At 70.0% G+C, this 25,112-nt stretch carries 19 protein-coding genes; 13 read left to right on the forward strand and 6 right to left on the reverse strand.

Annotation, left to right across the window (positions count from 1 at the left end):
- Positions 1–52 precede the first annotated feature (52 nt).
- Positions 53–421, forward strand: coding sequence for a hypothetical protein (locus RH864_RS07685; RefSeq protein WP_310516944.1), 369 nt, complete (start codon positions 53–55; stop codon positions 419–421).
- A gap of 15 nt (positions 422–436) precedes the next feature.
- Here RH864_RS07685 and RH864_RS07690 read toward each other — a convergent pair whose 3' ends face one another.
- Genes RH864_RS07690 through RH864_RS07700 form a run of 3 tightly spaced genes read right to left on the reverse strand, consistent with a single transcriptional unit; the run spans position 437 to position 4,278 of the window.
- On the reverse strand, positions 437–2,083 hold the full coding sequence (locus tag RH864_RS07690; RefSeq protein ID WP_310516945.1) for a DNA repair helicase XPB: 1,647 nt from the start codon (positions 2,081–2,083) through the stop codon (positions 437–439).
- A 47-nt stretch (positions 2,084–2,130) separates the two neighbouring features.
- Positions 2,131–3,963 (reverse strand): helicase-associated domain-containing protein, encoded by a 1,833-nt coding sequence (locus tag RH864_RS07695; RefSeq protein WP_310516946.1) that lies wholly within the window; start codon positions 3,961–3,963, stop codon positions 2,131–2,133.
- Positions 3,964–4,002: 39 nt separating this feature from the next.
- The gene (locus tag RH864_RS07700; RefSeq protein ID WP_310516947.1) at positions 4,003–4,278 is read right to left on the reverse strand and encodes a multidrug ABC transporter ATPase; all 276 of its coding nucleotides are present in this window, start codon (positions 4,276–4,278) and stop codon (positions 4,003–4,005) included.
- A gap of 105 nt (positions 4,279–4,383) precedes the next feature.
- On the opposite strand from RH864_RS07700, the gene RH864_RS07705 reads away from it, so the two are divergent.
- The 3 genes from RH864_RS07705 (at position 4,384) to RH864_RS07715 (ending at position 8,935) form a co-directional block, all read left to right on the forward strand.
- Positions 4,384–4,764, forward strand: a complete 381-nt coding sequence (locus RH864_RS07705; protein ID WP_308799078.1) for a cold-shock protein — start codon at positions 4,384–4,386, stop codon at positions 4,762–4,764.
- Positions 4,757–5,560, forward strand: a complete 804-nt coding sequence (locus RH864_RS07710) for a DUF3027 domain-containing protein (RefSeq protein WP_310516948.1) — start codon at positions 4,757–4,759, stop codon at positions 5,558–5,560. Before RH864_RS07705 ends, RH864_RS07710 begins: the two co-directional genes overlap by 8 nt.
- A 390-nt stretch (positions 5,561–5,950) precedes the next feature.
- Positions 5,951–8,935, forward strand: a complete 2,985-nt coding sequence (locus RH864_RS07715) for an RHS repeat domain-containing protein (protein WP_310516949.1) — start codon at positions 5,951–5,953, stop codon at positions 8,933–8,935.
- Between the two features lie 12 nt (positions 8,936–8,947).
- Here the strand turns inward: RH864_RS07715 and RH864_RS07720 are convergent, their stop codons facing one another.
- Together RH864_RS07720 and serC are read right to left on the reverse strand one after the other, a co-directional pair.
- Entirely contained in the window at positions 8,948–9,211 is a 264-nt protein-coding gene (locus tag RH864_RS07720) for a DUF2530 domain-containing protein (RefSeq protein ID WP_310516950.1), read from the reverse strand.
- A 5-nt stretch (positions 9,212–9,216) separates the two neighbouring features.
- A complete protein-coding gene (gene serC / locus RH864_RS07725; protein WP_310516951.1) occupies positions 9,217–10,332 on the reverse strand; it encodes a phosphoserine transaminase in 1,116 nt (371 codons plus the stop codon).
- A 103-nt stretch (positions 10,333–10,435) separates the two neighbouring features.
- Between serC and RH864_RS07730 the strand changes: the two genes are divergently transcribed.
- From RH864_RS07730 to RH864_RS07765, 8 genes are all read left to right on the forward strand, one after another.
- Positions 10,436–11,128, forward strand: coding sequence for a metal-dependent transcriptional regulator (locus tag RH864_RS07730; RefSeq protein WP_310516952.1), 693 nt, complete (start codon positions 10,436–10,438; stop codon positions 11,126–11,128).
- A gap of 293 nt (positions 11,129–11,421) precedes the next feature.
- The gene (locus RH864_RS07735; RefSeq protein ID WP_310516953.1) at positions 11,422–12,261 is read left to right on the forward strand and encodes a C40 family peptidase; all 840 of its coding nucleotides are present in this window, start codon (positions 11,422–11,424) and stop codon (positions 12,259–12,261) included.
- A 362-nt stretch (positions 12,262–12,623) separates the two neighbouring features.
- Positions 12,624–13,118 carry an HNH endonuclease gene (locus RH864_RS07740; RefSeq protein ID WP_310516954.1) on the forward strand — a complete coding sequence of 165 codons (495 nt, stop codon included), beginning with the start codon at positions 12,624–12,626 and terminating at the stop codon, positions 13,116–13,118.
- A 244-nt stretch (positions 13,119–13,362) separates the two neighbouring features.
- Positions 13,363–14,595, forward strand: a complete 1,233-nt coding sequence (locus tag RH864_RS07745; RefSeq protein ID WP_310516955.1) for an ABC transporter substrate-binding protein — start codon at positions 13,363–13,365, stop codon at positions 14,593–14,595.
- A gap of 81 nt (positions 14,596–14,676) precedes the next feature.
- Complete coding sequence (locus RH864_RS07750) at positions 14,677–15,615, forward strand: carbohydrate ABC transporter permease (protein WP_310516956.1); 939 nt, start codon at positions 14,677–14,679, stop codon at positions 15,613–15,615.
- The gene (locus tag RH864_RS07755; RefSeq protein WP_310516957.1) at positions 15,605–16,474 is read left to right on the forward strand and encodes a carbohydrate ABC transporter permease; all 870 of its coding nucleotides are present in this window, start codon (positions 15,605–15,607) and stop codon (positions 16,472–16,474) included. Before RH864_RS07750 ends, RH864_RS07755 begins: the two co-directional genes overlap by 11 nt.
- Positions 16,475–16,494: 20 nt before the next feature.
- The gene (locus RH864_RS07760) at positions 16,495–17,973 is read left to right on the forward strand and encodes an alpha-N-arabinofuranosidase (RefSeq protein ID WP_310516958.1); all 1,479 of its coding nucleotides are present in this window, start codon (positions 16,495–16,497) and stop codon (positions 17,971–17,973) included.
- Positions 17,960–18,874, forward strand: coding sequence for a glycoside hydrolase family protein (locus tag RH864_RS07765; RefSeq protein ID WP_310516959.1), 915 nt, complete (start codon positions 17,960–17,962; stop codon positions 18,872–18,874). The genes RH864_RS07760 and RH864_RS07765 overlap by 14 nt, the downstream gene beginning before the upstream one ends.
- Here the strand turns inward: RH864_RS07765 and RH864_RS07770 are convergent.
- Positions 18,871–19,902 carry a LacI family DNA-binding transcriptional regulator gene (locus tag RH864_RS07770; protein ID WP_310516960.1) on the reverse strand — a complete coding sequence of 344 codons (1,032 nt, stop codon included), beginning with the start codon at positions 19,900–19,902 and terminating at the stop codon, positions 18,871–18,873. The genes RH864_RS07765 and RH864_RS07770 overlap by 4 nt on opposite strands.
- Positions 19,903–20,039: 137 nt before the next feature.
- On the opposite strand from RH864_RS07770, the gene RH864_RS07775 reads away from it, so the two are divergent.
- On the forward strand, positions 20,040–25,073 hold the full coding sequence (locus RH864_RS07775) for a GDSL-type esterase/lipase family protein (protein WP_310516961.1): 5,034 nt from the start codon (positions 20,040–20,042) through the stop codon (positions 25,071–25,073).
- The last annotated feature ends 39 nt before the right edge of the window (positions 25,074–25,112 follow it).

Here is a 25,112-nt window from a genome sequence, read left to right on the forward strand (position 1 = left end):
GGAGACGACGGGTCCAAGGCTTGCGGGATTGGAAGCGTTTCAGTATATTGGAGTGCATTCCATCTCGCTTCAGGGGGTTCGTATGTCCATGCGTTTCGGTCGCGGTCTGGTTGCAGCCACCGCGCTCTCGTTCCTCACGGTCGGCGGTCTGCAGGCTACCGCGGCGATGGCCGCCGTACCGGCAGGCTTCGATGAGGGTGCCGGCGTGGTGAGCGTCGAGGTGGTGCCGCTGTCGGCGACGTCCGATTTGTCGGGGCGGCCGGTGGTGGAACAGCCGCCGGTGGTCAGCCCGCCGTTCATCGAGACTTCCGGGGACGGGGATGATGGGGTGCTGCCCCCGCGGACGTACGACCCCCGCACGGGCGGAAAGCTCCCGATCTGCGGCACAATGCCCATCCCGCCATACGGCCAGGGCTGTTAGCACGCCGCTCGTGACCTACGCCGCCGCCGCCAGCGTGTGCGCGTCGAGGATCGTGTACGAGTACCCCTGCTCGGCCAGGAACCGCTGGCGGTTCTGCGCGAAGTCCTGATCGACGGTGTCGCGCGACACGAGCGTGTAGAAGTTGGCCGACAGGCCCGACTCCTTGGGCCGCAGCAGGCGGCCGAGGCGCTGCGCCTCCTCCTGCCGTGAGCCGAACGAACCCGAGACCTGGATCGCGACCGTCGCCTCGGGCAGGTCGACCGAGAAGTTCGCGACCTTCGAGACGACGAGCACGGGCGTCGTGCCGTCGCGGAACTCCTGGAAGAGCCGCTCGCGCTCGTCGACCGGGGTCGACCCCGTGAGCTGCGGTGCGCCGAGCGCCTCGGCGAGCTCGTCGATCTGGTCGAGGTACTGGCCGATGACGAGGATGCGCTCGCCCCGGTGTCGTGCCACGAGCTGGCGGACGACGCCGAGCTTCGCGGGCGCCGTCGCAGCGAGCCGGTAGCGCTCGTCATCGGCAGCGGCCGCGTACTGCAGGCGTTCGCTCTGCGGCAGGTCGATGCGCACCTCGAAGCACGCGGCCGGCGAGATGAAGCCCTGCGCCTCGATCTCCTTCCAGGGGGCGTCGAACCGCTTGGGCCCGATGAGGCTGAACACGTCGCTCTCGCGTCCGTCCTCGCGCACGAGCGTGGCCGTGAGCCCCAGGCGGCGACGGGCCTGCAGCTCGGCGGTCAGCTTGAACACGGGCGCCGGCAGCAGGTGCACCTCGTCGTAGACGATGAGCCCCCAGTCGAGCGCGTCGAGCAGCGACAGGTGGGCGTACTCGCCCTTCCGCTTCGCCGTGAGGATCTGGTACGTCGCGATCGTGACGGGCTTGACCTCTTTGACCTGGCCGGAGTACTCGCCGATCTCGTCCTCGGTGAGACTCGTGCGCCGCAGCAGCTCGTCGCGCCACTGGCGCGCCGAGACCGTGTTCGTCACGAGGATCAGCGTCGTGGTCTTCGCGGTCGCCATGGCGCCCGCGCCGACGAGCGTCTTGCCGGCGCCGCACGGCAGCACCACGACGCCCGAACCGCCCTCGAAGAAGTTGTCGACGGCCTGCTGCTGATAGCCGCGCAGGTGCCAGCCGTTCTCCTGGAGTCCGATGTCGTGCGGCGTGCCGGGCGTGTAGCCCGCGAGGTCTTCTGCGGGCCAGCCCAGCTTCACGAGCTCCTGCTTGAGCGCACCGCGGGCCCAGGCCGCGACGAGGAAGCTCTCGTCGTCGATGCGCTCGGCCAGCAGGGGTGCGATGCGCTTCGCGCCCGCGACCTCGGTGAGCACCGCGGCATCGGAGCTCCGAAGACGCAGCGCACCGTCGTCGGTGCGGTCGATGACGAGGCGGCCGTACCGCGCGACGGTCTCGCGCATGTCGACCGACACGGTCTGCGGAACCGGGAACTTCGCGTACCGCTCGAGCGTGCCGAGCATGTCTTCTGCGGTGTGACCGGCCGCGCGCGCATTCCAGAGGCCGAGCCGGGTGATGCGATACGTGTGCACGTGCTCGGGCGCACGCTCGAGCTCGGCGAACACGGCGAGGTCGTGGCGTGCATCCTCGGCGAGCGGGTTCGCGACCTCGAGCAGCACGGTTCGGTCGCTCTGCACGATCAGGGGGCCGTCTGACATAGCGCGCCAGTCTACGCTGCTTCGCCGCGAACGCGCCCCACGGGTCGCTACTCCGCCGGCGCCGGCCCGACGGCCGCGATCGCGGAGAGCGGCAGCGTGCGCTCGATGTCGGCCTTGCGGTCGCGGGCGCGCAGGCGGCCGTTGGCGACGCTCGCGGGGGCCAGCAGGTAGTCCGCGGTCTGCCCGCCCGGCATGTGCACCGTGACCGTCAGCGTCTCCTTGGCGCGCGCCGCAGCCTCGAGCTGGCGCGCGAGCCAGGCCTGCTCGGTCGCGGGGCCGTCACCGTGGTCGAGCACGCGTTCGAGCAGCTCGTCGACCGGGTCGGTCTTCTCGACGGGTGCCGGCGCCGGGACGAGTCGGTGGCGTTGCAGGCGGACGATGCGGCCCTCGGCATCCTCGGCGGCGACCGGATACCGCGCATCCGAGAGCGCCCAGAACACGACGTCGGGCGCGAACCGCGAGAGCAGGCGATGGTCGCCCGCACGCCGCAGCGCGATGGGGGACAGCGCCTGGTCGACCTCGAGCGTCGTGATCAGCTCGGCGTCGTCGCTGCGGATCGAGGTCTTGGCCGGAGCATCCGTCTCGGGGGCGACCGAGACCCGCACGCTGCCGAACCGGCGCGCGGCCTCGTGCACCAGGTAGTCGAGCGGCTGCGGCACACCCGTCAGCGAGATCGATTCGAGGAAGTCGCGGATCGACTCGGCCGACTCGCCGGCCGCGAGCGCGCGGTTGACGGATGCGGCGCTCACGCGGTACGTCGCCGCGAGGTCGCGTGCCTCGAGGTCGGCGAACCCGCGCAGCCGGGCGTCGACCGCGGGCGCGAGCGGGCCGGGCGCGACCACCGAGAGGTCGTGCTGGAGGTACACCCGGTCGACCTGTGGTGGGAAGCGGGCGGAGAGCTGCTCGGCCGCCTCGTCGAGCGCACCTGCGACGACGAGCCGGGCGGCGTCGACCGGTTCGCCGCCCACCGCGAGGCCGAGCGCCTCGGCGTCGTCGGCGAGCCGCTCGAGCCCCTCGTCGAGCCACCGGCCGCCCGCGGGGTAGAGCCAGCGCACGTCGTCGCGGAACGCGGTCGCCGACAACGTGTCGCTGCGACGCGCGACGAGCTCCCGAAGCGTCGGCGGGATGCGGTCGAGCCAGCATTCGGCCAGGCGGCGCCAGCGCCCCGCGGCCGGCTCGAGCACCCAGCTCCCGCCGAGGTCGGATTCGAGCCAGTAGGCCCCCTCGCGGGCGACGAGTCCGGCCTCGACCGCGCGCTGGAACACACGGGGCAGGCGGTCGAGCTCGATGCCGATCGCCTCGGCGAGCCGTTTCGCGTCGGGGAGGGACAGCCCGCCCTTCGCGAGCTCGCGCGCGGGCTGAGCGCCGAGCGCGGCGATCAGCTCGGCGGTGGTCGCGATGGTCGCGTAGGCCGCTTCCGCGCCGAGCCGGTCGAGCAGGCGGCGGTCGACAGGGTCGACCGGCTCGAGCACGCGGGGGGCCGGGGCCGCGAGCTCGGCCGGCTCGGGCAGGTCGGCGCCGAGGCGGGGGACCAGTCGGCCGGCGACGGGCGCGGGCACGTGCCTGCGGTGCTCGCCGGCCACGATCAGCAGCTGGCTCTCGAGGTCGGCGACGAGCGCGCCGAGCGAGCGCCGGATCGAGTCGTCGGCGTCGAGCCGGTCGATCTCGGCCGTCAGTGCGTCGTCGTCGTAGCCGCCGTCGGCTGTGGCGATGCTCGACGCGGCCGCGAGCACGGCGAGGTGCGGCCGGTCGAGGCGGCTGATCGCAATGTCGAGGCTCTCCGACGCGAGCAGGGCTTCGGCGAGGTCGAAGAGGTCGCGGATGCCGTTCGGGTCGAACTGGCGCCCGCGGAGCGCAGCCGCCAGCTCATCTCGCGACATCGCGCGGAGCCGTGCGGCGAGCTCGAGCATGGGCGGCCGTCAGTCCGAGCTCTGCCGGGACGCGCGGGAACGCCGGACGCCGTTGACGATGAGCAGGGCCACCAAGAGGAGGAAGCCGATCGGCAGGCCGATCAGCGGGAAGACGAGCACGAAGGGCCAGATGCCCTGATCGGCCCAGCCCGCGTCGCCCTGGTTGGCGAGGGTGCCGATCATCACCGCGAAGAACGCGATGATCGAGGCGCCGACCGTGCCGGCGACCATGTACGCGAGGATGCGCTCGGCACGGTGGTCGATCACGGGTCGCTGGCTGGTCACCGTCCAAGCTTAGGGCGCCCTCCGCGCGCTCGCGACTCTAGACTGAGAGATGGAAGGCCCGCCGCGAACCCGGCGCGGCTGCACGACACGAGCGAGGTTTCATCGATGCCCACCGGCAGGGTCAAGTTCTACGACGAGGAAAAGGGCTTCGGCTTCATCAGCAGCGATGACGGCCAGGAGGTCTTCCTGCACGCGTCCGCGCTTCCCGCGGGGGCGACGGTCCGGGCCGGCACCAAGCTCGAGTTCGGCATCGCCGACGGCAAGCGCGGCGCGCAGGCGCTCTCGGTCCGCGTCATCGACGCCCCGCCGAGCATGGTCAAGATGCACCGCAAGCCCGCCGATGACATGGCGGTCATCGTCGAAGACCTCGTGAAGGTGCTCGACGCGGTCGGTGCCGACCTGCGCCGCGGGCGCTACCCCGACAAGAGCAAGGCGCGCACGGTCGCGGCGGTGCTCCGTCGAGTCGCGGACGACCTGGATGCCTGACGAACGGGAGATGCCGGTCGAGGAGTCGCGCGAGTCGATCGATGCGGCGGATGCCTCGGGCGAGGCGCAGCCCGAGCCTGAGGTCGTTGCCGAGCCTGACGCCGTTGCCGAGCCTGACGCCGTCGCCGAGGCTGAGGTCGTCGCCGACGAGGTCCTGCTGGCGTCCGCGGCGCTCGCGCAGCGCGCGCTGCTGGAGATGACCGCGCCCGAGACCGTGGGTTCGGTGATCGGGCATGTCGTGGAGGGCGAGCACGTGCTGACCCTGCTCTTCGCGGCGGACGTCCCCGGCTACCGCGGCTGGCACTGGGCGGCCACCATCGCTCGGGTGGAAGGCGCCGAGCCGACCGTGCTCGAGACCGAGCTCATGCCGGGTGACGGCGCGCTGCTCGCGCCCGAGTGGGTCCCCTGGTCGGACCGGCTCGCGGAGTACCGCGCCGCGCAGGCGGGCGCGGCCGCCGAAGCGGCCGCGAGTGGCGCCGCCGGTGAGTCCGCCGAGGGTGAGACGGATGCCTCGGACGACGAGTTCGACGGCGACGCCGACGAGTTCGACACCGACGAGTTCGACGACGATGACGAGCTCGACGAGCATGACGAGGCCGACGACGAGGACGATTTCGGCGTCGACGACGAGTTCGACGACGACGTCGACGTCGAAGAGGCCGACGACGAGGGCTCCGATGACGAGGGCTCCGATGACGAGGGCTCCGATAACGAGGGCTCTGACGGCGAGGGCTCCGATGATGAGGGCTCTGTCGACGAGGGCTCCGACGACGAGGGGTCCCGGGAGGGTCGCTGACGCGGAGGCCGGCGGCGACGAAGTCGGCCGTCTGCGCTGGTGCGTGCCCTGATGTGATGCGCGTCGGGCCTCCGGCGCGCGCTGACTCGCGGTCCTGATCGGTTGTCAACGCGCCCGCGATTACCGGACGCCGGCCTGAGAGCAGCGGCGGATGTCTCGCCCGGACGTGTCCCGCCGGCGACGCATGCGCGACCGCCGAGGCCGGCGGACCCGAGGCATCGCGTCGGTCTGGGACCGCCGGGCCTGCACGTCCCGCCGGGCACGTCGTCCGTCGTCGTCACTGGTGAGCTGACACGCATGGCGCCGCACGCCGTCGGCCGGCTGCGCCGGACGGTTGCGGCTTATCCACAGCGGTGCCCAGCCGAGGAGCGGCAGACCTGACATATTGATATGCTCACCACGTTCTCGTGGTTGGAGTGTGTGGTGTCGGTTCGGTGTGTTCGTGGTGGCGTGGTGGGTGTGCTGAGTGTGGTGTTGGTGGTGGGTGTGGTGTCGCCGGTGTGGGCGGGTGAGTCGTCGGGGCCGGGTGGGCCTGGTGGGCCTTCGGTGGTGGAGTTGGGGTCGTTTGGGGTGGGGGATGGGCTTGAGGGTGTGGTGAATGAGGGTGATGGGTCGTTCGGGGTGAGTGTGCCGGTTGCGGGTCTTGGGTTGGGGTGGGATTCGCGGGTTGGGGTGGATCGGTATGGGTTGGGGGTGGGGTGGGGGTTCGGGTTTGCGGTGGTGGATGTTGCCGGTGGGGTGTGGGTGCGTCCGTCATCGGGTGGGGTGTTTCAGGCGGCGGAGTCGGTTTCGTCGGGCCTGTTGGGGTACACCGGCAGCGATGTGGTGTTCCGGCAGACGCCGGGTGGGGTGTTGTCGGGGCGTGTGGATGGGGTGGTGGGCGCGCAGCCGATCGCGTTTGAGTTGCATGAGCTGGGTGGGGTGGTGACGTATTTCAACGCGGCCGGTGACCCGGTCGCGCGGGTGTCGGCTGGTGGGGACCGGTCGGACTGGACGTGGGCGGCTGGTGGTGGGCATCGGTTGGTGTCGGTGGTGGGGGTTGATGGGGTGGTGACGGGGCTGGATTGGTCGGACCCGGGGCAGATGGTGGTCCGGCCCGGGGTGAACGTGTCCGCTGGTGGTGGTGGTGCTGGGGTGTGGCGGGTGGTGTTGGTCGAGGGCTGGGTTGGTGAGGTGGTGGATCCGGTGGGCGGTCGCAGCCTGGTGGGGGTTGATCGGTCGGGTCGGGTGGATCGGGTGGTGTCTGGGTCTGGTGCGACCACGACCGTGGTGTGGCGGTCGGATGCGGATGGGGTGTCGCGGGTGGACCGGGTCGGGGTCGCTGACCGGGATGGGACGGAGTTGAGTGCGAGGTCGTGGCGGCAGGTGGATGGGGTGTTGCCGTCGGGGTGGCCCGCCGTAGACCCGGCTGCCGTGAACGGGACCACTGGTGGTTCCCGTTCGGTGGAGGTGTCGGATGGGAAGACGCGGGTGGTGTCCGAGTTCGATCAGTGGGGTCGGGTTTCGGGGAAGCGGGTGGTGGTGTCTTCGGGTGCGGGTGAGCGGGTGGTTCAGGAGCAGGAGCTGACCTACCCGGAGTCGGACCCGGTCGGGGTGGGGGATGCGTCCCGGAAGCCGGTGGCGGCTGAGGTGCGGTTCTTGGACGGGGCTGGTGGGGTGCGGGCCGGGACGGAGTCGTACACGTATGACGAGGCGGGCCGGATGGTGTCGGCGGAGGATGCGGCGGGCCGGGTGGTGACGACGTCGTATGCGCAGGCGAATGAGGTCACGGTCACGGGTCCGGATGGGGTTTCGGTGACCGAGGTGCGTGACGTGCTCGGCCGGGTGGTCGCTGCGGCCGACGGCACCCGGTACGAGTGGGACGCGATGAACCGGCAGACCGGGCAGATCCTCACCGACGGCACCCGGATCAATACCGCGTACTGGGCCGACGGCACCCGGAAGAGCCGGGTGACCGCGGCCGGGTCGACGACGTTCTACTGGGACGACACGACGCTGCTCAACGACGCCCATGCCAGTGTGGACGAGACCGTGGCCGACGGGGTCGCGTCGTATCTCGTGGGGGCGTCGCGGCACGCGCGGATCACGCACCCCGATACGGATTCGGCGGCGGGCACGCGGTATTACAGCACCGACCGGCACGGGAACGTGACCGGCCTGACGGACGAGACCGGCAACCAGGTCGGCAGCTACACCTATTCCGACTACGGGGTCGTGGCGATGGGTGATGAGCTTGCCGGGGCGATGCGGCAGGTGCCGGGCGCGGTCGGGCAGCTGGAGCACAACCCGTTCCAGTACGCGCTGGAGTACACGCACGCCGACGGGACCCAGTTCCTGCGCGAGCGCACCTACGACCCGGCCCAGCTCGGGTTCACGAGCAAGGACGTGGAGTCGCTCCACGACCTGTACGGGTACACCAATGCGAACCCGATCATGCTCGTCGACCCGTCCGGCAGGGCGTCGCAGATGGACGCGCTCACGCTCGCGCTGAACATCGTCGGGATCGTCGGTGGGGTGCTCGGCGCGATCTGGACCGCTGGGGCGGCCACGTTCGGCATGGCGGTCCTCGGGATCGCAGCGCGCACATTCAGTCTGGCCGACGCCGTGTTCACCGCCGCGGAGACGTACGCCATCCACACCGACACCAAGTTCATGCCCGACGAGGCCGCGCTCGGCCTCGGCGTCGGCCTGGCCGTCGCCGGGCTCGGCCTGGGTGTGGCGGCCGGCATCGGGAAGCTCTCAGGCCGCACGACGGCCGCCATCCCGGACGGCGTGCACATCAACGCCGGCCGCAAAGACCTCACACCGAACCCGCAATTCGTCGAGCCGGCCACGACCCCGGCGCCGCCGCCGTTCATCACGACGACTCCTTCGCCGGCCAGCCGGAAGCTCTCCAAGTACGAGAAGGCGGAGCAGGCACAGGAGAAGAAGATCCGTACCTACTTCCTCACGGAAGTGGCCTATGGAAAGGAGGTCTCGAAGTTCCTCGGGAGCACGAGCGACGCGACCGGCTCACCGCAAGCCATCGTGTCGGAGGTCTGGGACCGGACCAGCATGCTGTGGCAGCGCCAACTCGGCAACAAGACCACCGGGGTCATCGGGGAAGCCACGACGAAGATCTGGGACCTCAACTTGAACGTTTCGAGCCGGCCACTGAGTCACGTTCGTCCGTTGGCCGACGCGACCCTCTCGAGGGCCGAACGGGAGGGGGCGAACCGTGTCCTCATCAAGGTCCACGAGGGTCTCGCTGAGGTTCGAGAGCTCACCAGCAGGGTGCCCAATGCGAGCAAGGAGTTCAAGGCAGGTCTCGAGCTTGCTGAACAGCTCTCCAAGAAGTACGTGCCGAAGCCCTTCTACCAGGGCAAGTACAACTGAACCCGCCGAGCGTCAGGTCGTGCCGTCGGACGCTCCACGGTGCCGCGCGCGGTGCACCTGCACCACGACCACGCCGGCCACGCCGAACACCACGCCGACGACCGACATGGGGACGAGCCATCCGAAGCCGGCGTCGTCGAGCGGCTCGAGGAACCACCAGCAGACGATGAGCGCGACGAGCCAGGCCGCCGTGCCCGCGACGAGCGCCTTCCTGGCGTCGGCGCGGGCGGGCGCCGGATCGGGCCGGCGCTCGTCCTCGCTCAACCAGAGGCGCATGAGGCTCAGCCCAGGTGCTCGAGCACGTAGTCGATCGAGGCCGTCAGGGCACGCACGTCGTCGGGCTCGATCGCCGTGAACGTCGCGACGCGCAGCTGGTTGCGGCCGAGCTTGCGGTACGGCTCGGTGTCGACCACGCCGTTCTCGCGGAGCACCTTCGCGATGCGGGCCGCGTCGGTCTGCTCGTCGAAGTCGATCGTGACGACCACCTGCGAACGGTGCGCCGGGTCGGCGACGAACGGCGTCGCCACGGCGGAGGCCTCGGCCCAGTCGTAGAGCACGCCCGACGACTCGCGCGTGCGCGCGTCGGCCCAGGCGAGGCCGCCCGAGGCGTTCATCCACTCGATCTGGTTCTCCATGAGCAGCAGCGTCGCGAGCGCGGGCGTGTTCAGGGTCTGGTCGAGGCGCGAGTTGTCGACGGCCTGCTTGAGCGAGAGGAAATCGGGGATGTACCGGTCGCTCGCCGCGAGACGCTCGATGCGCTCGATCGCGGCTGGCGAGAGCAGCGCGAACCACAGGCCGCCGTCGGAGGCGAAGTTCTTCTGGGGTGCGAAGTAATAGGCGTCGAACTCTGCGGCGTCGACCATGATGCCGCCGGCCGCGCTCGTCGCGTCGATCACGGTGAGGGCACCCGCGTCGCCCTGTACCCGGCGCACCGGCGCGGCGACACCCGTCGAGGTCTCGTTCTGCGGCGAGCCGTAGACGTCGACGCCCTCGACGGCCTCGGGCTCGCTGCCCGTGCCGGGCTCGGCCTTGCGCACGTCGGGTGCCTCGAGCCACGGTGCACCGGCCGCCTTCGCGAACTTCGCCCCGAACTCGCCGAACGAGCAGAGCTGCGCACGGCGCTCGATCAGGCCGAACGCGGCCATGTCCCAGAACGCGGTCGACCCGCCGTTGCCGAGTACGACCTCGTACCCGTCGGGCAGCGAGAAGAGCTCGGCGAGCCCCGTGCGCACGCGCCCCACGAGCTGCTTCACGGGCGCCTGACGGTGCGAGGTGCCGAGCAGGCGCGGCCCTTCGGCCGCGAGATGCGCCAGCTGCTCGGGACGGACCTTCGACGGTCCGCAGCCGAAACGTCCGTCGGCGGGCAGGAGGTCGCTGGGGATCACGAGACTGGGCATGCGCACGAGTCTAGCGACGAGCGGCCTCACGCTAGGCTGGATCGCGGGCCACGCACGGCGTTCCGCGAGCCGTGCCGAGCCGTGCCGACAGGGAGGGACGCTGGTGACGGATCTCATCGACACGACCGAGATGTACCTGCGCACGATCCTCGATCTCGAGGAAGAGCACATCGTGCCGTTGCGCGCACGCATCTCCGAGCGGCTCGGGCACTCCGGGCCCACCGTGTCGCAGACCGTCGCGCGCATGGAGCGCGACGGCCTCGTCGTGGTCTCCGGCGACCGTCACCTCGAGCTCACGCCGACCGGCCGCAGCAAGGCCGTGCACGTCATGCGCAAGCACCGGCTCGCCGAGCGACTGCTCGCCGACGTGATCGGCCTCGAGTGGGAGTACGTGCACGACGAGGCGTGCCGCTGGGAGCACGTCATGAGCGAGCAGGTCGAGCGGCGGCTCATTGAGATCCTCGGCGGCCCGACCGAGTCCCCGTACGGCAACCCCATTCCGGGTCTCGAAGAGCTCGGGCTGCCACCCGCGCAGCCGTTCATGAGCGGCGTGCGCAACGTGCTGGTCGCGCTCGACGAGAGCGGGGGAGCGGTGCAGGGTGTCATCCGCCGGCTCGCCGAGCCCGTGCAGTTCGATCCCGAGCTGCTCGGCCAGTTCAAGCAGGCCGGCATCGTCCCGGGCGCGGCGGCGAGCTTCACCATGAACGGCGGGTATGTGCTGGTGCGGATCGACGGCGTCGACGGCGGGCTCGAGCTCCCGACCGAGGTGGCCGGGCACCTGTTCATCAGCGCCTGATCCGCCCTGCGGATCGGCCCGCGCAGTGCTCCGCGGGCGAGCTCGAGCCGCGTTCGGCAATGCAAATGCGCACGCATATTTGACAGTTTCCTGGGGAAACCGTTATCAGAGTGTGACAATCGCGTGATCCTCGCGTACAGTCGGTCGGGTCCCGCGGCAGCAGCCAGCCGTTGGGAACCTGAGATCGAGTCGCCTCCCCTTCGGCTCACCGCTCGATCGAGGTATCCGTAAGCGCCCCCCGCGCGTAACCCAGGTGAGACGGCCTCGTGTCGTGGGCGACGGAGGTACCCGATTTGGCTCGATCCATCCGGCGTCGCTCGAACGCCGACCCCACCCCGGCGGCACCGGCCCCCGTGTCCCGTCGCACCGACACCCAGACCCCCGACACCCCCGAGCGTCCGCTGCCGTCCACCCGGCGCCTGCGCCGCGGCGGGCTCGCGAACCTCACCGTGATGGCCGTCTCCGCCGGCATCGTCGGAACCCTCGCGATCCCGGCCTATGCGATGGCGCCCGGCTCGGTCGGCCCGCAGTTCGGCGCCACCGACCAGGCGAAGCTCACCGAGGCCGGCGCGCAGTCGGTCGAGGTCCCCACCGACGTGATCGCCGCCCCGAAGTCCTCCGACGCCTATGCGATGGTCACGGGTGAAGAGATCCGCGCCCAGCAAGAGGCCGAGGCGGCCGCCGCGGCGGCCGAGGCCGCGCGCCAGGCCGCGCAGGCGCAGCTCGCCTCTTATGCGGCATCGTCCAGCGGCCCGTCGGTGTCGTCGCTGCTCGCGAACCCGCCGTACCCGAACTTCGACCTCGCCTCGGTCTACAACGTGGCGACGCAGTACATCGGGGTGCCCTACGTCTACGGCGGCGCGACGCCCGCGGGCTTCGACTGCTCGGGCTTCGTCATGTACGTATTCGCGCAGTTCGGCATCTCCATGCCGCACTCGTCCTCCGGTCAGGGGGCGATGGGCACGCCCATCGCCGAGTCGGCGGCCGTGCCGGGCGACCTCGTGATCATGTCGGGCCACGACGGCTTCTATGCGGGCAACGGGATGATCCTGCACGCGCCGTACGAAGGGGCATCCGTTCGCGTACAGCCCATCTGGACCAGCAGCTACCAGATCGTGCGCATCGGGATCTGACGAACGAGGCGTGAACAGCGCGTGACGCGAGCCAGAGAACGGCGCGCCGGGGGGTCCCGGTGCGCCGTTCGTCGCGTACCCTGGTCTCCTGACGATCCGCGAGCCGGAACGGAGAGTGGCCATGGCCGAGGCGCGAGGCATCCTTCCCAGGGGTGCGCGCGCGCAATTCGACCAGCGCCGCAGCAGTCAGCCGCGCGGGCACCGTGAGCTCCGCGCGCCGCATGCCGCCGACGGGCACTGTCTTCCTGGCAGTGCCCGTTCTTCGTTTCCGGGGGAGTTCCAGCGCGCCGTCGCGCCATCGCGCGGGCCGTCGATCCGTACACGCGGCTGGAAGCCATCCAGCCCCGATCGAAAGGCGCCCTATGCGCACGCTCGTGCTCAATGCCGGCTATGAGCCGCTCGCCGTCGTCTCGTTCAAACGCGCCCTCCTCCTCGTGATGCACCAGAAGGCGACGGTGATCCTGCGCGACGAGGCCCACCCGGTCATCGGAACGAGCGGCACCTGGGATCGGCCGAGCGTGATCGTCCTGACGAGATACGTGCGGCCGCCGCGCCTGCAGCATGTGCCCGTGAGCCGGCGCGGCGTGCTCCGCCGCGACGAGCATCGATGCGCCTACTGTGCGGCCTCGGCCGCCACGATCGACCACGTGCTGCCGCGCTCGCGCGGCGGGCGCGACACCTGGGAGAACCTCGTCGCCTGCTGCCTCAGGTGCAACAACGTGAAGGGCGATCACACGCCGGCCGAGATGGGCTGGCAGTTGCGATTCACCCCGCGGATGCCTCGTGGCCGCGACTGGGTCGTGCGCGGGGTCGAACGACCGCTGCCGCAGTGGAGCGAGTTCCTCCAGGCCGCGTGAGCTGACCCACCTCCGGGTGCCGTTTGCCGTGCGCCCTCCACGAGCCTGTCGGCCGGATCCGCCGCGGTGATTCGCGACCACGCTTGCACGCGGTGAACGGCCTGCGGCTCCGCCGGGCCGGTCTGGCTGCGATGGGGCGCGCTTGACAAGCTGCTCGAGCTGCGGATACCTTCCTGATAACTCGATTCACCAAAGGGGTTTCGAGGTCTACCCGCGAACGTATCCGAATGCACCGGAGGCAGCAATGACGCTCAAGAAGACCCTCGGCCTGGGGCTGGCCGCACTCGCGGCGGTCGCGCTCGCAGGCTGCGCGACATCCGACGACGGGGCCGACGGCGGGCCCGTGGAGCTCTCGGTCCTCACCGGCTTCACCGGCTCCGACCGTCCGGCCTATGAAGCGCTGATCGAGGAGTTCAACGCCACGCACCCGGAGATCCAGGTCGTCATGGACATCCAGCCGTGGGATTCGATCGCGCAGACCCTGCCCGCGGCCTGGGCGAGCGGGCAGGGGCCCGACATCGCCACGCCGAGCTACGATCCGAACGTCATGTTCCAGTACGTCAAGAACGGCAGTGCGCTGTCGCTCGACGACTCGGGCATCGACATGACCGCGTTCCCGGAGGCGGTGACGAGCGCGTTCACGAGCGAAGGCGCGGTGTACGCGGTGCCGGCCAACATGGCCGACATGGCGCTCTTCTACAACGTCGAGCTGCTCGAGGCAGCGGGCGTCGAGGTCCCGGCGACCACCGAGGAGCTCGCCGAGGCCGCGCGCACGCTGACGGCCGCCGACGGCTCGGTCTCAGGGTTCGCGATCCCCGACAACGGATTCACGCTGGGCTGGACCGTGCTCCAGTGGTCCAACGGCGGCGACATCCTCGACGAGGACTCCTGCTCAGCGCTGGAGTCCCCGGAGAACCTCGAGGTCTTCACGACCTGGGGCGAGCTCATCTCGAAGGACGGAGTGAGCCCCGCCGGGCTCGACGCGCCGGCCGCGGAGAACCTCTTCTCGACCGGCAAGGCGGCGATGATCGTTGGCGGGCCGTGGCTCGTCCAGACCTTCACGAACGCCGGCATCGACTTCGGCATCACGACCATGCCCGAAGGATCGGCAGGCCCCGTGACCGCGATCTCCACCGTTCCGTTCATGGTCTCGGCGAAGTCGGCGCATCCTGAGGAGGCGGCGACCTTCCTCGAGTGGTGGACCGGGCAGACCGCGCAAGAACAATTCGTGACCGACTCGGGCTTCCCGCCCGTGCGCACCGACATGCCGGACGTCGCGAACGGCAACGAGCTGCTGACGCCCTTCCTCGAGGGGCTGCCGACCGGTCGACTCGTGCTCCCCGGCGTCGCGGAGGCGTCCCAGATCACCAGTGACGCCTACGTGCCCATGCTCGGCAAGATCAGTCGCGGCGAAGACCCGGCCGCCGCGGCGGCCGAGGCCGGCCAGACCATCAACGCCCTGACCGGCTGCGAATAGCCCGCGGCCGGATCCACCGAAGGCCGGGGTGGCGCGGACCGCGCCACCCCGGCCCCGATCGGAGCTTCAGTGACCCTCTCGATGATCGAAGATCGTGCAGCGCGTGACGTCCGCCCCGGGGCCGACGCACCACGTCCCGCTCGCGCCCGCGGTCGGCGCCGCTCACGATTCAACAGCGCCTACCTCTTCCTCCTGCCCGCCGGGCTGGTGCTCGGCGTATTCGTGATCTACCCGCTGATCGCCACCGGGTGGATGAGCCTCCACGATTGGTCCGTCGGCGGTCGGTCGGCGTGGATCGGGCTCGACAACTATGCGGAGCTCGCCGCCGACTCACGATTCTGGAACGCCATGCGCGTGACGGTCACCTACACCGTCGTCGTCGTCATCGTGCAGATCGCTCTCTCGCTCGCCATCGCGCAGGCGCTGCGGAAGACCAGCTGGTTCACCGCTCTGCTGCGATCGGCGTACTACTTCCCGACGATCGTGTCCCTCGCGGTCGTCGGTGTCATCTGGCAGTTCCTGCTCGATCCGCAGATCGGGCTCGTCAACACGTGGCTGCAGGCCGCGGGAATCGACACTCCAGACTTCCTCCGTGATCCGGCGACCGCGCTCCCGGCAATCGTCGTGGTCGGCATCTGGAAGGGGCTCGGCTTCACGCTCATCATCATCCTCGCCGGGCTGCAGTCCGTTCCCGGTGAGCTGTACGAGGCGGCCCGCATCGACGGGGCGGGCCCATGGCGCCAGTACTGGTCGATCACCCTTCCCCTGCTGCGGCCCGCGACGACGTTCGCGACGGTGATCGCGACCGTGCAGAGCCTCCAGCTGTTCGAGCTCTCCTATGTGATGACGAGAGGCGGACCGCTCTTCTCGACCGAGTCGGTCGTCATGTACCTGTACCAGCGCGGATTCATCGACTTCCGCATGGGGTACGCGAGCGCGATCGCCTGGGTGCTGTTCGTCGTGATCCTGGCGATCTCCTTCGTCCAACTCCGCATGATGAGGTACCAGGATGTCGACTGAGATCGTGCTCGGCCGACGCCCCCGGCTCGCGGCGCGCACGGTCGTCATCGTCCTGCGGGTCCTCGCCATCGTGATCCTCGCGGTCGCGGCGCTGGCCGTGCTGCTGCCCTTCCTGTGGATGCTCGGGGTGTCGTTCAAGACGCCGGCCGACCTCTTCGCGGACCCCACCCGGCTCTGGCCGAGCGAGTGGAGCGTCGAGGGCTACGTCTCGATCTGGACCGACCTGCCGTTCCTGAGGCTCATCGTGAACACGGTCGTCTTCGCCGGCGGAGCCACCGTGGCGCTCGTGCTGCTCGATTCGATGGCCGCCTTCGCGTTCGCGCGCCTGCGGTTCCGAGGGCGCAACGTGCTCTTCCTCGTCGTGATCGCCACGCTCATGGTGCCGTTCCAGACCGCGATCGTCCCGGTCTTCCTGCTCGAGAGCGACCTCGGCTGGCTCAACACCTACCACGGGCTGATCATCCCGAGGATGGCGAGCGCGCTCGGCATCTTCATGATGCGCCAGTTCTTCATGGCGCTGCCGATGGAGCTCGATGAGGCCGCCCGGATCGACGGCGCCAACAACTGGCAGATCTTCACCAGGGTCATCCTGCCGCTCAGCAAGCCCGCGCTGGCGTCGCTGTTCATCATCCAGTTCGTCGCGTTGTGGAACGACTTCCTCTGGCCGCTCGTCATCTCGTCCTCCCTCGAGATGCGAACGCTACCCGCCGCGCTCACCCTCTTCTCGAGCTCCACCGCAAGTGTCGACCATGCCGCGCTCATGGCCGGCGCGGCGATCTCCATCGCACCACTGGCCGCCGTCTTCCTGTTCGCTCAGCGCTACTTCGTGCAGGGCATCGCGACGTCCGGACTGAAATGAACCGCAGAGAAACGAGAGTCATGAGCAGTGCACGCCTCACCATCCATTCCGCATTCCGTCGCGGCACCGTCGCTTCGGAGCTGTTCGGCAGCTTCGTCGAGCACATGGGCCGGTGCGTCTACGGCGGCATCTTCGACCCCGAGTCGCCGAAGGCGGACGCGGACGGCGACCGGACCGACGTCCTCGAGCTCGTTCGCGAGCTCGGCGTGACGGCCGTGCGGTATCCGGGCGGCAACTTCGTCTCGGGATACCGCTGGGAGGATGGCGTCGGGCCGGTCGGCGACCGACCGGCCCGACTCGACCTCGCATGGAAGACGCGCGAGCCCAACACCTTCGGTCTGCACGAGTTCATGCGGTGGTGCGCGAAGGCCGGGGTCGAGCCGATCATGGCGCTGAACCTCGGCACGCGCGGTGTCGATGCGGCGCGCGCGCTCCTGGAGTACGCCAACGGGCAGCCTGGCACGGAGTGGGCGGACCGTCGGATCGAGCACGGTGCGCCGGACCCCTTCGGCATCAGGTACTGGTGCCTCGGCAACGAGATGGACGGCCCGTGGCAGACGGGGCAGAAGACCGCGCGTGAGTACGGGCGACTCGCCCGCGAGACGGCGAAGGCGATGAAGACCATCGATCCCGAGCTGCGGCTGATCGCCTGCGGCAGCTCGCACGAGCGGATGGCGACCTTCGGCGAGTGGGAACGTGAGGTGCTCGAGGAGACCTATCCGTTCGTCGACTACATCTCGCTGCACGCCTACTACGAACCCGATCCCGGCGACCCGTGGCGCCTCCTCGAGGCCGGTCACTCGATGGATCTGTTCATCCAGGGCGTCATCGCCACCGCCGACTCCGTCAAAGCGCGCCTGGGCGAGTCGAAGCCCATGCTGCTGGCGTTCGACGAGTGGAACATCTACGACCCCGCGAGGTTCGCGCCGCAGCCTGACGCCTGGGTCGACGCCGGTTCGCCGATCATCGAGGGCGCGTACGACGCACTCGACGCGGTGGTCGTGGGCGATCTCATCACGACGCTGCTGCGGCACGCCGATCGCGTCCGCATCGCGGCGCTCGCGCAGCTGGTCAACGTACTCGCCCCGATCATGACCACGCGCGACGAGGCGACGAGGCAGTCGATCTTCCGCCCGTTCGCGCTGCTGTCGAGGACCGTGGGCGGCGTCGTCCTGGAATCGGCGATCTCGACCCGCGCACTCCCGTCGGAACGGTTCGGAGAGCTGCCCGAGGTGGCCAGTGCGGTCGTGCTGGCCGCCGACCGGACCGGGCTCACCGTGTCGATCGTGAACCGGAACCCGCACGAGTCGGTCCAGGTCGCGCTCGAGCTGGCCGACCTGGACGTCGAGCCACAGGACGTCGTCACCCTGACGCCCGAAGGCGAGCAGTCCGCGGCACTCCAGATGGATCGCCCTGGTCGCGTGACGCTGGAGCTGCCGCCTGCCTCGTGGACGATGTGCTCGTTCGGACTGAACGTGGGCGACGATGCTGCGGCTTGAGGACCATTGGGTCTGGGACAGCTGGTACGCCGAGAGCGAGGGCACGCATCACGCGTTCTTCCTCCGGGCGTCTCGGGCGCTCGGCGATCCGGAACGCCGACACGGCCGCGCCTCGGTGGGGCACGCCGTGTCGAAGGATCTGCGCACCTGGACGCTCGAGGCCGACGCCCTCGTCCCCGCGGACGCACCCGCATGGGATGACCAGGCGATCTGGACCGGATCGACGGTGCAGGGCGACGACGGTCGCTGGTATCTCTTCTACACCGGCATCTCGCAGGAGCGCGGCACGGCGTGGCAGCAGATCGGCGCGGCCGTGTCCGACGACCTCGTGTCCTGGCAACGCGTCGGTGACGCGCCGGTGCTCTCGCCCGATCCACGCTGGTACGAGGTCGACGATCCGGTGTGGCGGGAGACCGCCTGGCGGGACCCATGGGTCTTCCCGGACGCCGACGGCGACGGATGGCACATGCTGTTCACCGCGCGAGCCAAGACGGGCGATCCACGGGAGCGGGGAGTCGTGGGGCATGCGACGAGCCCCGACCTCCGGCGCTGGTCGGCGGGGCCGCCGCTCAGCGGACCCGCAGGGTTCGCGCAGTTGGAGGTCATCCAGACCACCGTCGTCGACGGGAGACACGTGCTGCTGTTCTCCTGCGCCCCCGCCGAGCTCGGTGCCGCACGCGACGCTGCCTACGAGCGCGGAGACGTCTACCTCGCCGACGCGGCCGGGCCACTCGGCCCCTATGACATCGAGCATGCGCAGCCGGTCGGTCCGGCGGGGCTCTATGCCGCCAGGATCGTTCTCGACCGGGGAACGCCACGGCTGATCGGCTTCACCGACCAACGCGATGGACGGTTCGTGGGCGAGCTCACCGATCCGCTCCCGCTGGCACCGACCGCCTAGCGCCCGGGCGGCGGCGCCGTCGAAGCACGCTCGATCAGCGGGCAGTCGAGCGTCCTGCTCTCGCCGGCCGGCCCCGTGAGCAGCGCGATCGCCGCCCGCCCCATCTCTCGGTACGGGAGTCGGAGCGTCGTCAATGGAGGATGTGTGTATGCCGCGATCTCCTCCTGGTCGTCGAATCCGACGACCGAGAGCTGCGAGGGGACGTCGATCGAGCGGTGCTTCGCCCAGTCCAGCACGCCGAGGGCGACCCGGTCGTTGCCGCAGACGACCGCGGTGGGCAGGGCGTCGCGCGCGTCGAGCTCGACCATGCCGTCATACCCCGCGTCGGCGTGCCAGCCACGCGTCACGACATGCGAGTCCGGCAGGCCGAGGTCATGCGTGGCCAGCTCGTCTCGGACGCCCGCGAGTCGTCGAGCGATCGGGTGGCTCTCGGCCTCACCGCCGACGTAGGCGAAGCTGCGGTGACCGAGGCCCAGGAGATGACGCGCCGCCGCCCGCCCGCCCGCGTAGTCGTCGGGCAGGATGGAGCGGGATTCGGGCAGCCGCGAGAAGCAGTTGAGCAGGACCGACGAGCCGTCCCAGAGGTCCGCGGGGATCTCGACCTCGCGGGTGAGCACGGTGGCGAGGATGATCGAGTCGACTCCTCGATCGCTGAACACGGAGAGCGGCGCTGACGCGAGGTCGCCCTCGGCGCCGGTGTTGACGACCATGAGGACGCGCCCCGACTCCGACAACGCGGACTGTGCGCCCGCGATCAGCTCACCGCCGAACGGGCCACTCGCGATCTCGTCCCCGATGAACCCGACGATCGACGAGGTCTGGGTCCGCAGCTCCCGCGCCAGCACCGAGGGGCGGTAGTCGAGCTGACGCGCCGTCTCGCGGACGAGCTCGCGGGTGCGCTCGGGGATGCGCACGTCTGACTTCTCGTTGAGGATCAGCGACACCGTCGTGCGCGACACGCCCGCGGCCTCGGCGATGTCGCGCATGGTCGGGGGTGCGCCGCGACGACCCTTCCCGGAAGCTGCCAACCTGGTCCCCTCTCGTGCGATCCGATCCTAGCGCTCACTCGATTCTCCAGCGGGATTCGGCTCATCGTTGACAGCCCGGAGGTCGAACTCCTAGGCTCCGTGGTAAATCGAGTTAGCTTGTGTCCAAGGGAGGACCCATGCCACGTCGTATCGCCATTCCCGCACTCGTCGCCGCGGCCCTCGTCGGCACAAGCGCGCTGCAGGCGTTTCCGCTCGCGGCCGCTCCAGCATCGGCCGCAGACGAATGGACGAGCGCGTGGACCGCTCCGATGCAGGACGCGCCGAGCCTCGTCGCGAGCGACTTCACGTGCCGTCATATCGCCCGGACGAGCGCGGCCGGCGATGAAATCCGGGTGACCCTCTCCAACGAGTTCGTCACGGCGCCGACGACCTTCGACGCGGTCACCGTGGCCGCGCACACAGGCGGCGGTGACATCGCCGCCGGAAGTACCGAGCCGGTCACCTTCGGGGGCTCCGCCTCGGTGACCGTTCCCTCCGGTCAGACCATCACGAGCGATCCGATCGCCTTCCCGGTCTCACACGGCGACGAGATCGCGGTGAGCACCTACGTGGCGGGCGCGATCGCGCAGTTCCCCAACCACGCCGAGGGCAACGTCACGCAGCACTGCACGGCGTTCGACGGGTCCGCCGGGAACCGCGTAGGAGACGGCTCGACGACGGCATGGCCCGGACACGGCGCCAACGTCGCGTGGCTGGCAGGGGTGGAGGTCGGCGATGCCGGCGGCGCGATCGTCGCCTTCGGCGACTCGATCACCGACGGGTTCGGCGCGAGCGTCGATGCGTACGCCACGTGGCCCGACCTGCTCGCCGATCGCCTCGCGAGCGGCGACCACACGGCCGCGGTCGTGAACGCGGGCATCAGCGGCAACCGACTGACCCTGGCCGGAGGCGCTGGACCGACCGGCCTCGATCGCTTCGATCGCGACGTGATCTCCCAGGCGGGTGCGCGGACCGTGATCGTGCTCCTCGGCAGCAATGACATCGCGGGCGGCGCGGATGCCGCCACGGTGATCGGCGCGCTCGAGACGCTCGCCGACGAAGCCCGCGCGGCGGGTCTCTGGGCCGTCGGTGGCACCCTGCTTCCGCGACACGGCGGCTGGGGCGGCGACGACGCCGCCAAAGACTCGGTCCGGGCGGAGGTCAACGAGGCCATCCGCTCGAGCGGAGCGTTCGACGCGGTCGTCGACTTCGACGCTGTGATGCGCAACACCGACCCCGACTACCCGGCTCCCGGCTCGCCCGACGCGGCGAACTGGCTCAACCCCGCCTACGAGGTCGGCGACCGGGTGCACCCGAACGACGCCGGGTATGCGGCCATGGCCGAGGCGATCGACCTGACGCTTCTCCGTGCGCCGGCCGGCGCCATCTCGATCGACGCCGCAGGCGTGAACGGCATCGTCTCGCACTCCACGCTCGGGCAGATGATGGAGGCCGGCTACCCCAACATGAACGGCGCCTGGGCCGAGCGCGTACTGAACCGGTCGATCGAGATGTCCGACCTCGATCGTCCGGCCGGCTGGCACGATGCATTCCGCGGCACCGCGCTGCGCACCGAGCTCTGGACGCCGGTGAGTCTCGACGACGCCGATGCCGGCACCGTGGTCGTCGACGACGGCGTCGTCGAGGTCACCGCGGCAGAGCCCGGACGGTTCGGACTGCTCTCGCGCGACATCGAGCGCTCCGATCGGGCGACGGTCTCCGTGGAGGCTCGGATCGCGGCGGCCTCGGGGCAGAATGCGCTGATCGGCCTGTACGGCGGCGAGGGTGCCGGGGACTTCAGTCACAATGTCGAGTTCGGCGTCGAGAACGGATCCGCGGTCGTCTTCGCCGACGGAGTGGCGCCGTGGACGGGAGCCGCCGTGAACCTCCCGGCCGACTTCCGCATCGAGGCGACACCCGGCTCATCCAGGACGCTCGACTTCTTCGTCGACGATGCGCTCGTCCACACGATCACCGGATACGGCGCCCTTCCCGCGCCGTACCGCGCCTTCGCCTACGGCCACACCGGCACCGCATCGTTCGACCGCATCGCCGCCTGGACCGACACGACGTACGACGCCTTCAACGACGGCGCACTCTCGTCGCGCTGGACGCCGAGCCGTCTCGAGGGCGCGAACGACGGGACCGTCTCGACGACGGGCGGCCGGCTCACGGTCACCGGCGCGCCGGCCAGCCGCTACGGCGCCATGTCGGCGCACCTCGAGAACTCCGCCGTCGACTGGACGAGCGTGTCGACCACGCTGGTCTCGCAGAGCGGCACCAACGCCCTCATGAGCATCTACGGCGGCGACGGAGGACTCGACGATTTCGTCGAGTTCGGCGTCGAGGGTGGTGTCGCGCGCGTGTTCACCTCCTCCGGTCCCGGCGGCTTCACGGGTGGCGCCGTCTCGCTGCCGGCCGAGCTCGAGGTGCAGGTCGGCCCGTCGTGGGCGAACGGCCGGACCCTGCGCTTCCTCGTGAACGGAACGGTCGTGCACACCATCCAGGACAGCACCGACGTGCCCGAGGACGACTTCCGGGTCTTCCTCTACGGCTATGGCAGCTCGACGTCGGTCTGGGACGACGTCCGGGTCGAGCAGCGCCATTGGAACGACATCGTCGCGTCGACCTACGACGTCGACGGCGGGCTCAACTCCCTTTGGGCGCAGGTCGCGCTCGAGGGCGGATACGGTTCGACGTCGCAGAGCGGTGGCCGGGTGACGATCACGGGAGCCCCGAACAGCCGATTCGGCGTGCTGTCGAAGATCGTCGACGAGAGCGACCTCTACGGGTACGCCGTCGAGGCGAAGCTCGACTCGATCAGCGGGACGAACGGCCTGCTGAGCCTGTACGGTGGCACGGGCGAGGGCGACTTCAGCAAGACGGTCGAGTTCGGCATCGAGGGTGGCCAGCTTCGGGTGTTCGAGGAAGGCGCACCGCCCTGGACCGGTGGCGCGGCGGTCACACCGGCCGTGCTTCGGGTGGAGGTCTCCGCCCCGCGCGACGGCGCCCGTGACCTCGACTTCTTCTACAACGACCGCCTCGTGCACTCCATCGACGACAGTGCGGCGCTCGGGGGCGGCGAGTTCCGCACGTTCCTGTACGGGTACGGCGCGACCACCACGACGTGGGATCACCAGACGTTCGCGAAGCTCGGGACGGCGTGGGAGGAGGACGGCCATGCCAGCCGTGCGGCGTACCAACAGGTCCGTGGCGATGCGCTGAACGGCGACCGGTTCCAGCGGGTCGATATCGCGGCCGGTGACGGCCGAAAAGGCATCAGTCAGCGCGGCCTCGCGCTGCAGGCCGGTCACGAGTACCGGGTGGAGGCCTACCTGCGCGGTGACGTCGGGCCGGTCGACATCGAGCTCGGCCCGGCGGTCGGCGACGGACCCGGGTACGTCGAGTACGACGGCACCACGACCTCCGCGGTGACCGGCAGCTGGACCAAGGCGACCGCTGTGCTCACCCCGGACACCACCGATGTCCTTGCGAAGCTGTTCATCGGCGCCGAGGGCGAGGGCACGCTCGACATCGACATGGTGAGCGTCATGCCGCTCGACGAGTCGGAGGCGGTGCTCGGTGGCTGGCGCGCCGACTTCGTGGAGACGCTCGAGGAGATGAAGCTGTCCTCGGTCCGATGGCCCGGCGGCATCATCGCCGATTGGTACGACTGGGCGGACGGCGTCGGCCCGCGTGAAGCGCGGGCGCCGACGTTCTACGCCGAGTGGGATGCGCAGTGGCTCACGAATGACGTCGGGACGCACGAGATCCTCGACCTCGCCGAGGCGCTCGGGATCGAGCTCGACCTTCAGGTCAATTGGGGTCGGGGAACGCCAGAGCAGGCCGCCGACTGGGTCGAGTACGTGAACGCGCCGACCTCTTCGACCCGCGCCGCAAACGGGCGCACCGAGCCGTGGGACATCCGGAACTGGGGGATCGGCAATGAGACCTGGGGCTTCTGGACGCCCGGTTGGACGCCGGATGCGAACGCGTTCGCCGCGAGCTACGACGACTTCGCGACCGCCATGCTCGCGGCCGACCCCGAGATCGAGTTGTTCGCCGATGCCGACGACGGGTCGACACCCGCTCAGGCGCGGAACATCGCGCTTCTCGGCACCGGCAAGGTCGATCACCTCGCACCGCACATCTACGCACCGCAGACCTTGCCGCTCGACTACGACGACGGGTTCGTGTTCGCGGCGTCGAATGGCGTGCCGGCCAATCTGGCGGACATCCTCGCGGTGACCGAGCAGACGATCGTCCAGTACACGTCGGAGGATGTGAAGGTCGCGATGACCGAGTACAGCGCGAACTACCTCAACGATGCGACGCGCCGCGCGCAGAGCCTCGAGGGAGCGCTGCAGACGGCCGCCAACACGAACTACTTCCTGCGGCGGCCGGACCTGCTCGAGGTGAACGACATCTCGGGTCTCGTGAACCTCTGGGAGGGCGGCGGGATCCGCATCGGCAACCGCGGCCTCTACCGGACCGCGACCCATCACGTGATGTCCATGCAGGCGAACCACGTCGGGGACGTCCTGCTCCCGACCGAGGTCACGTCCGACACGTTCGACGCGCCGGCGATGGGCAACATGCCGGCCCGCGTCGGGGTGCCCTACCTGGACGTCACGACGACCCGCTCGGCCGACGGCACGCGCATCTACGTCTCGGTGGTCAACCGGCACCCGAGTGCGGCGATCACCGCGCCGATCGAGATCGACGGCACGACGTCGATCGCCTCGACCGGGACGGTCCACGAGCTGAACTCGGATTCGTTCCTCGACGTGAACTCGTGGGCCGATCCAGACACGGTGGCGCCGACGAGTGCGGCGCTCACCGGGCTGGGCAGCTCGTTCGGCCACGAGTTCCCGGCACACTCGTTCACGATCATCGAACTCGAGACCGTCGCGCCCTCGATGAGCGGCCCGGTCATCTCGGGCTACGTGTACGACGAGTCGACGTTCGCGGCGGTGAGCGGGGCGAGCGTGTCGGTTCCCGGCGCCGGGACCACGACCACGGACGCGAGGGGCCGCTACCTCATCGCGGTGCCTGGCGACGACACGTACTCGGTCAGCGTGAGCGGCGCCGGGTACGCCACGAAGACGAGGACCGGCATCGAGGTGCGAGGGCTGGGCGCGACTGCGAACTCGATCCCGCTCGGGCACTGAGCGGGGGATCGATGAGGGGATGGCTCGGGCGCACGTGAG

The organism is Agromyces aerolatus (genome assembly GCF_031432255.1).
Classification (GTDB): domain Bacteria; phylum Actinomycetota; class Actinomycetes; order Actinomycetales; family Microbacteriaceae; genus Agromyces.

Bases quoted from the DNA above. Each gene is read 5' to 3' on its own strand.
- RH864_RS07690 (WP_310516945.1), bottom strand. From the start codon at position 2,083: ATGTCAGACGGCCCCCTGATCGTGCAGAGCGACCGAACCGTGCTGCTC.
- RH864_RS07695 (WP_310516946.1), bottom strand. From the start codon at position 3,963: ATGTCGCGAGATGAGCTGGCGGCTGCGCTCCGCGGGCGCCAGTTCGAC.
- RH864_RS07705 (WP_308799078.1), top strand. From the start codon at position 4,384: ATGCCCACCGGCAGGGTCAAGTTCTACGACGAGGAAAAGGGCTTCGGC.
- RH864_RS07710 (WP_310516948.1), top strand. From the start codon at position 4,757: ATGCCTGACGAACGGGAGATGCCGGTCGAGGAGTCGCGCGAGTCGATC.
- RH864_RS07715 (WP_310516949.1), top strand. From the start codon at position 5,951: ATGCTCACCACGTTCTCGTGGTTGGAGTGTGTGGTGTCGGTTCGGTGT.
- RH864_RS07720 (WP_310516950.1), bottom strand. From the start codon at position 9,211: ATGCGCCTCTGGTTGAGCGAGGACGAGCGCCGGCCCGATCCGGCGCCC.
- serC (WP_310516951.1), bottom strand. From the start codon at position 10,332: ATGCCCAGTCTCGTGATCCCCAGCGACCTCCTGCCCGCCGACGGACGT.
- RH864_RS07740 (WP_310516954.1), top strand. From the start codon at position 12,624: ATGCGCACGCTCGTGCTCAATGCCGGCTATGAGCCGCTCGCCGTCGTC.
- RH864_RS07745 (WP_310516955.1), top strand. From the start codon at position 13,363: ATGACGCTCAAGAAGACCCTCGGCCTGGGGCTGGCCGCACTCGCGGCG.
- RH864_RS07750 (WP_310516956.1), top strand. From the start codon at position 14,677: ATGATCGAAGATCGTGCAGCGCGTGACGTCCGCCCCGGGGCCGACGCA.
- RH864_RS07755 (WP_310516957.1), top strand. From the start codon at position 15,605: ATGTCGACTGAGATCGTGCTCGGCCGACGCCCCCGGCTCGCGGCGCGC.
- RH864_RS07760 (WP_310516958.1), top strand. From the start codon at position 16,495: ATGAGCAGTGCACGCCTCACCATCCATTCCGCATTCCGTCGCGGCACC.
- RH864_RS07765 (WP_310516959.1), top strand. From the start codon at position 17,960: ATGCTGCGGCTTGAGGACCATTGGGTCTGGGACAGCTGGTACGCCGAG.
- RH864_RS07775 (WP_310516961.1), top strand. From the start codon at position 20,040: ATGCCACGTCGTATCGCCATTCCCGCACTCGTCGCCGCGGCCCTCGTC.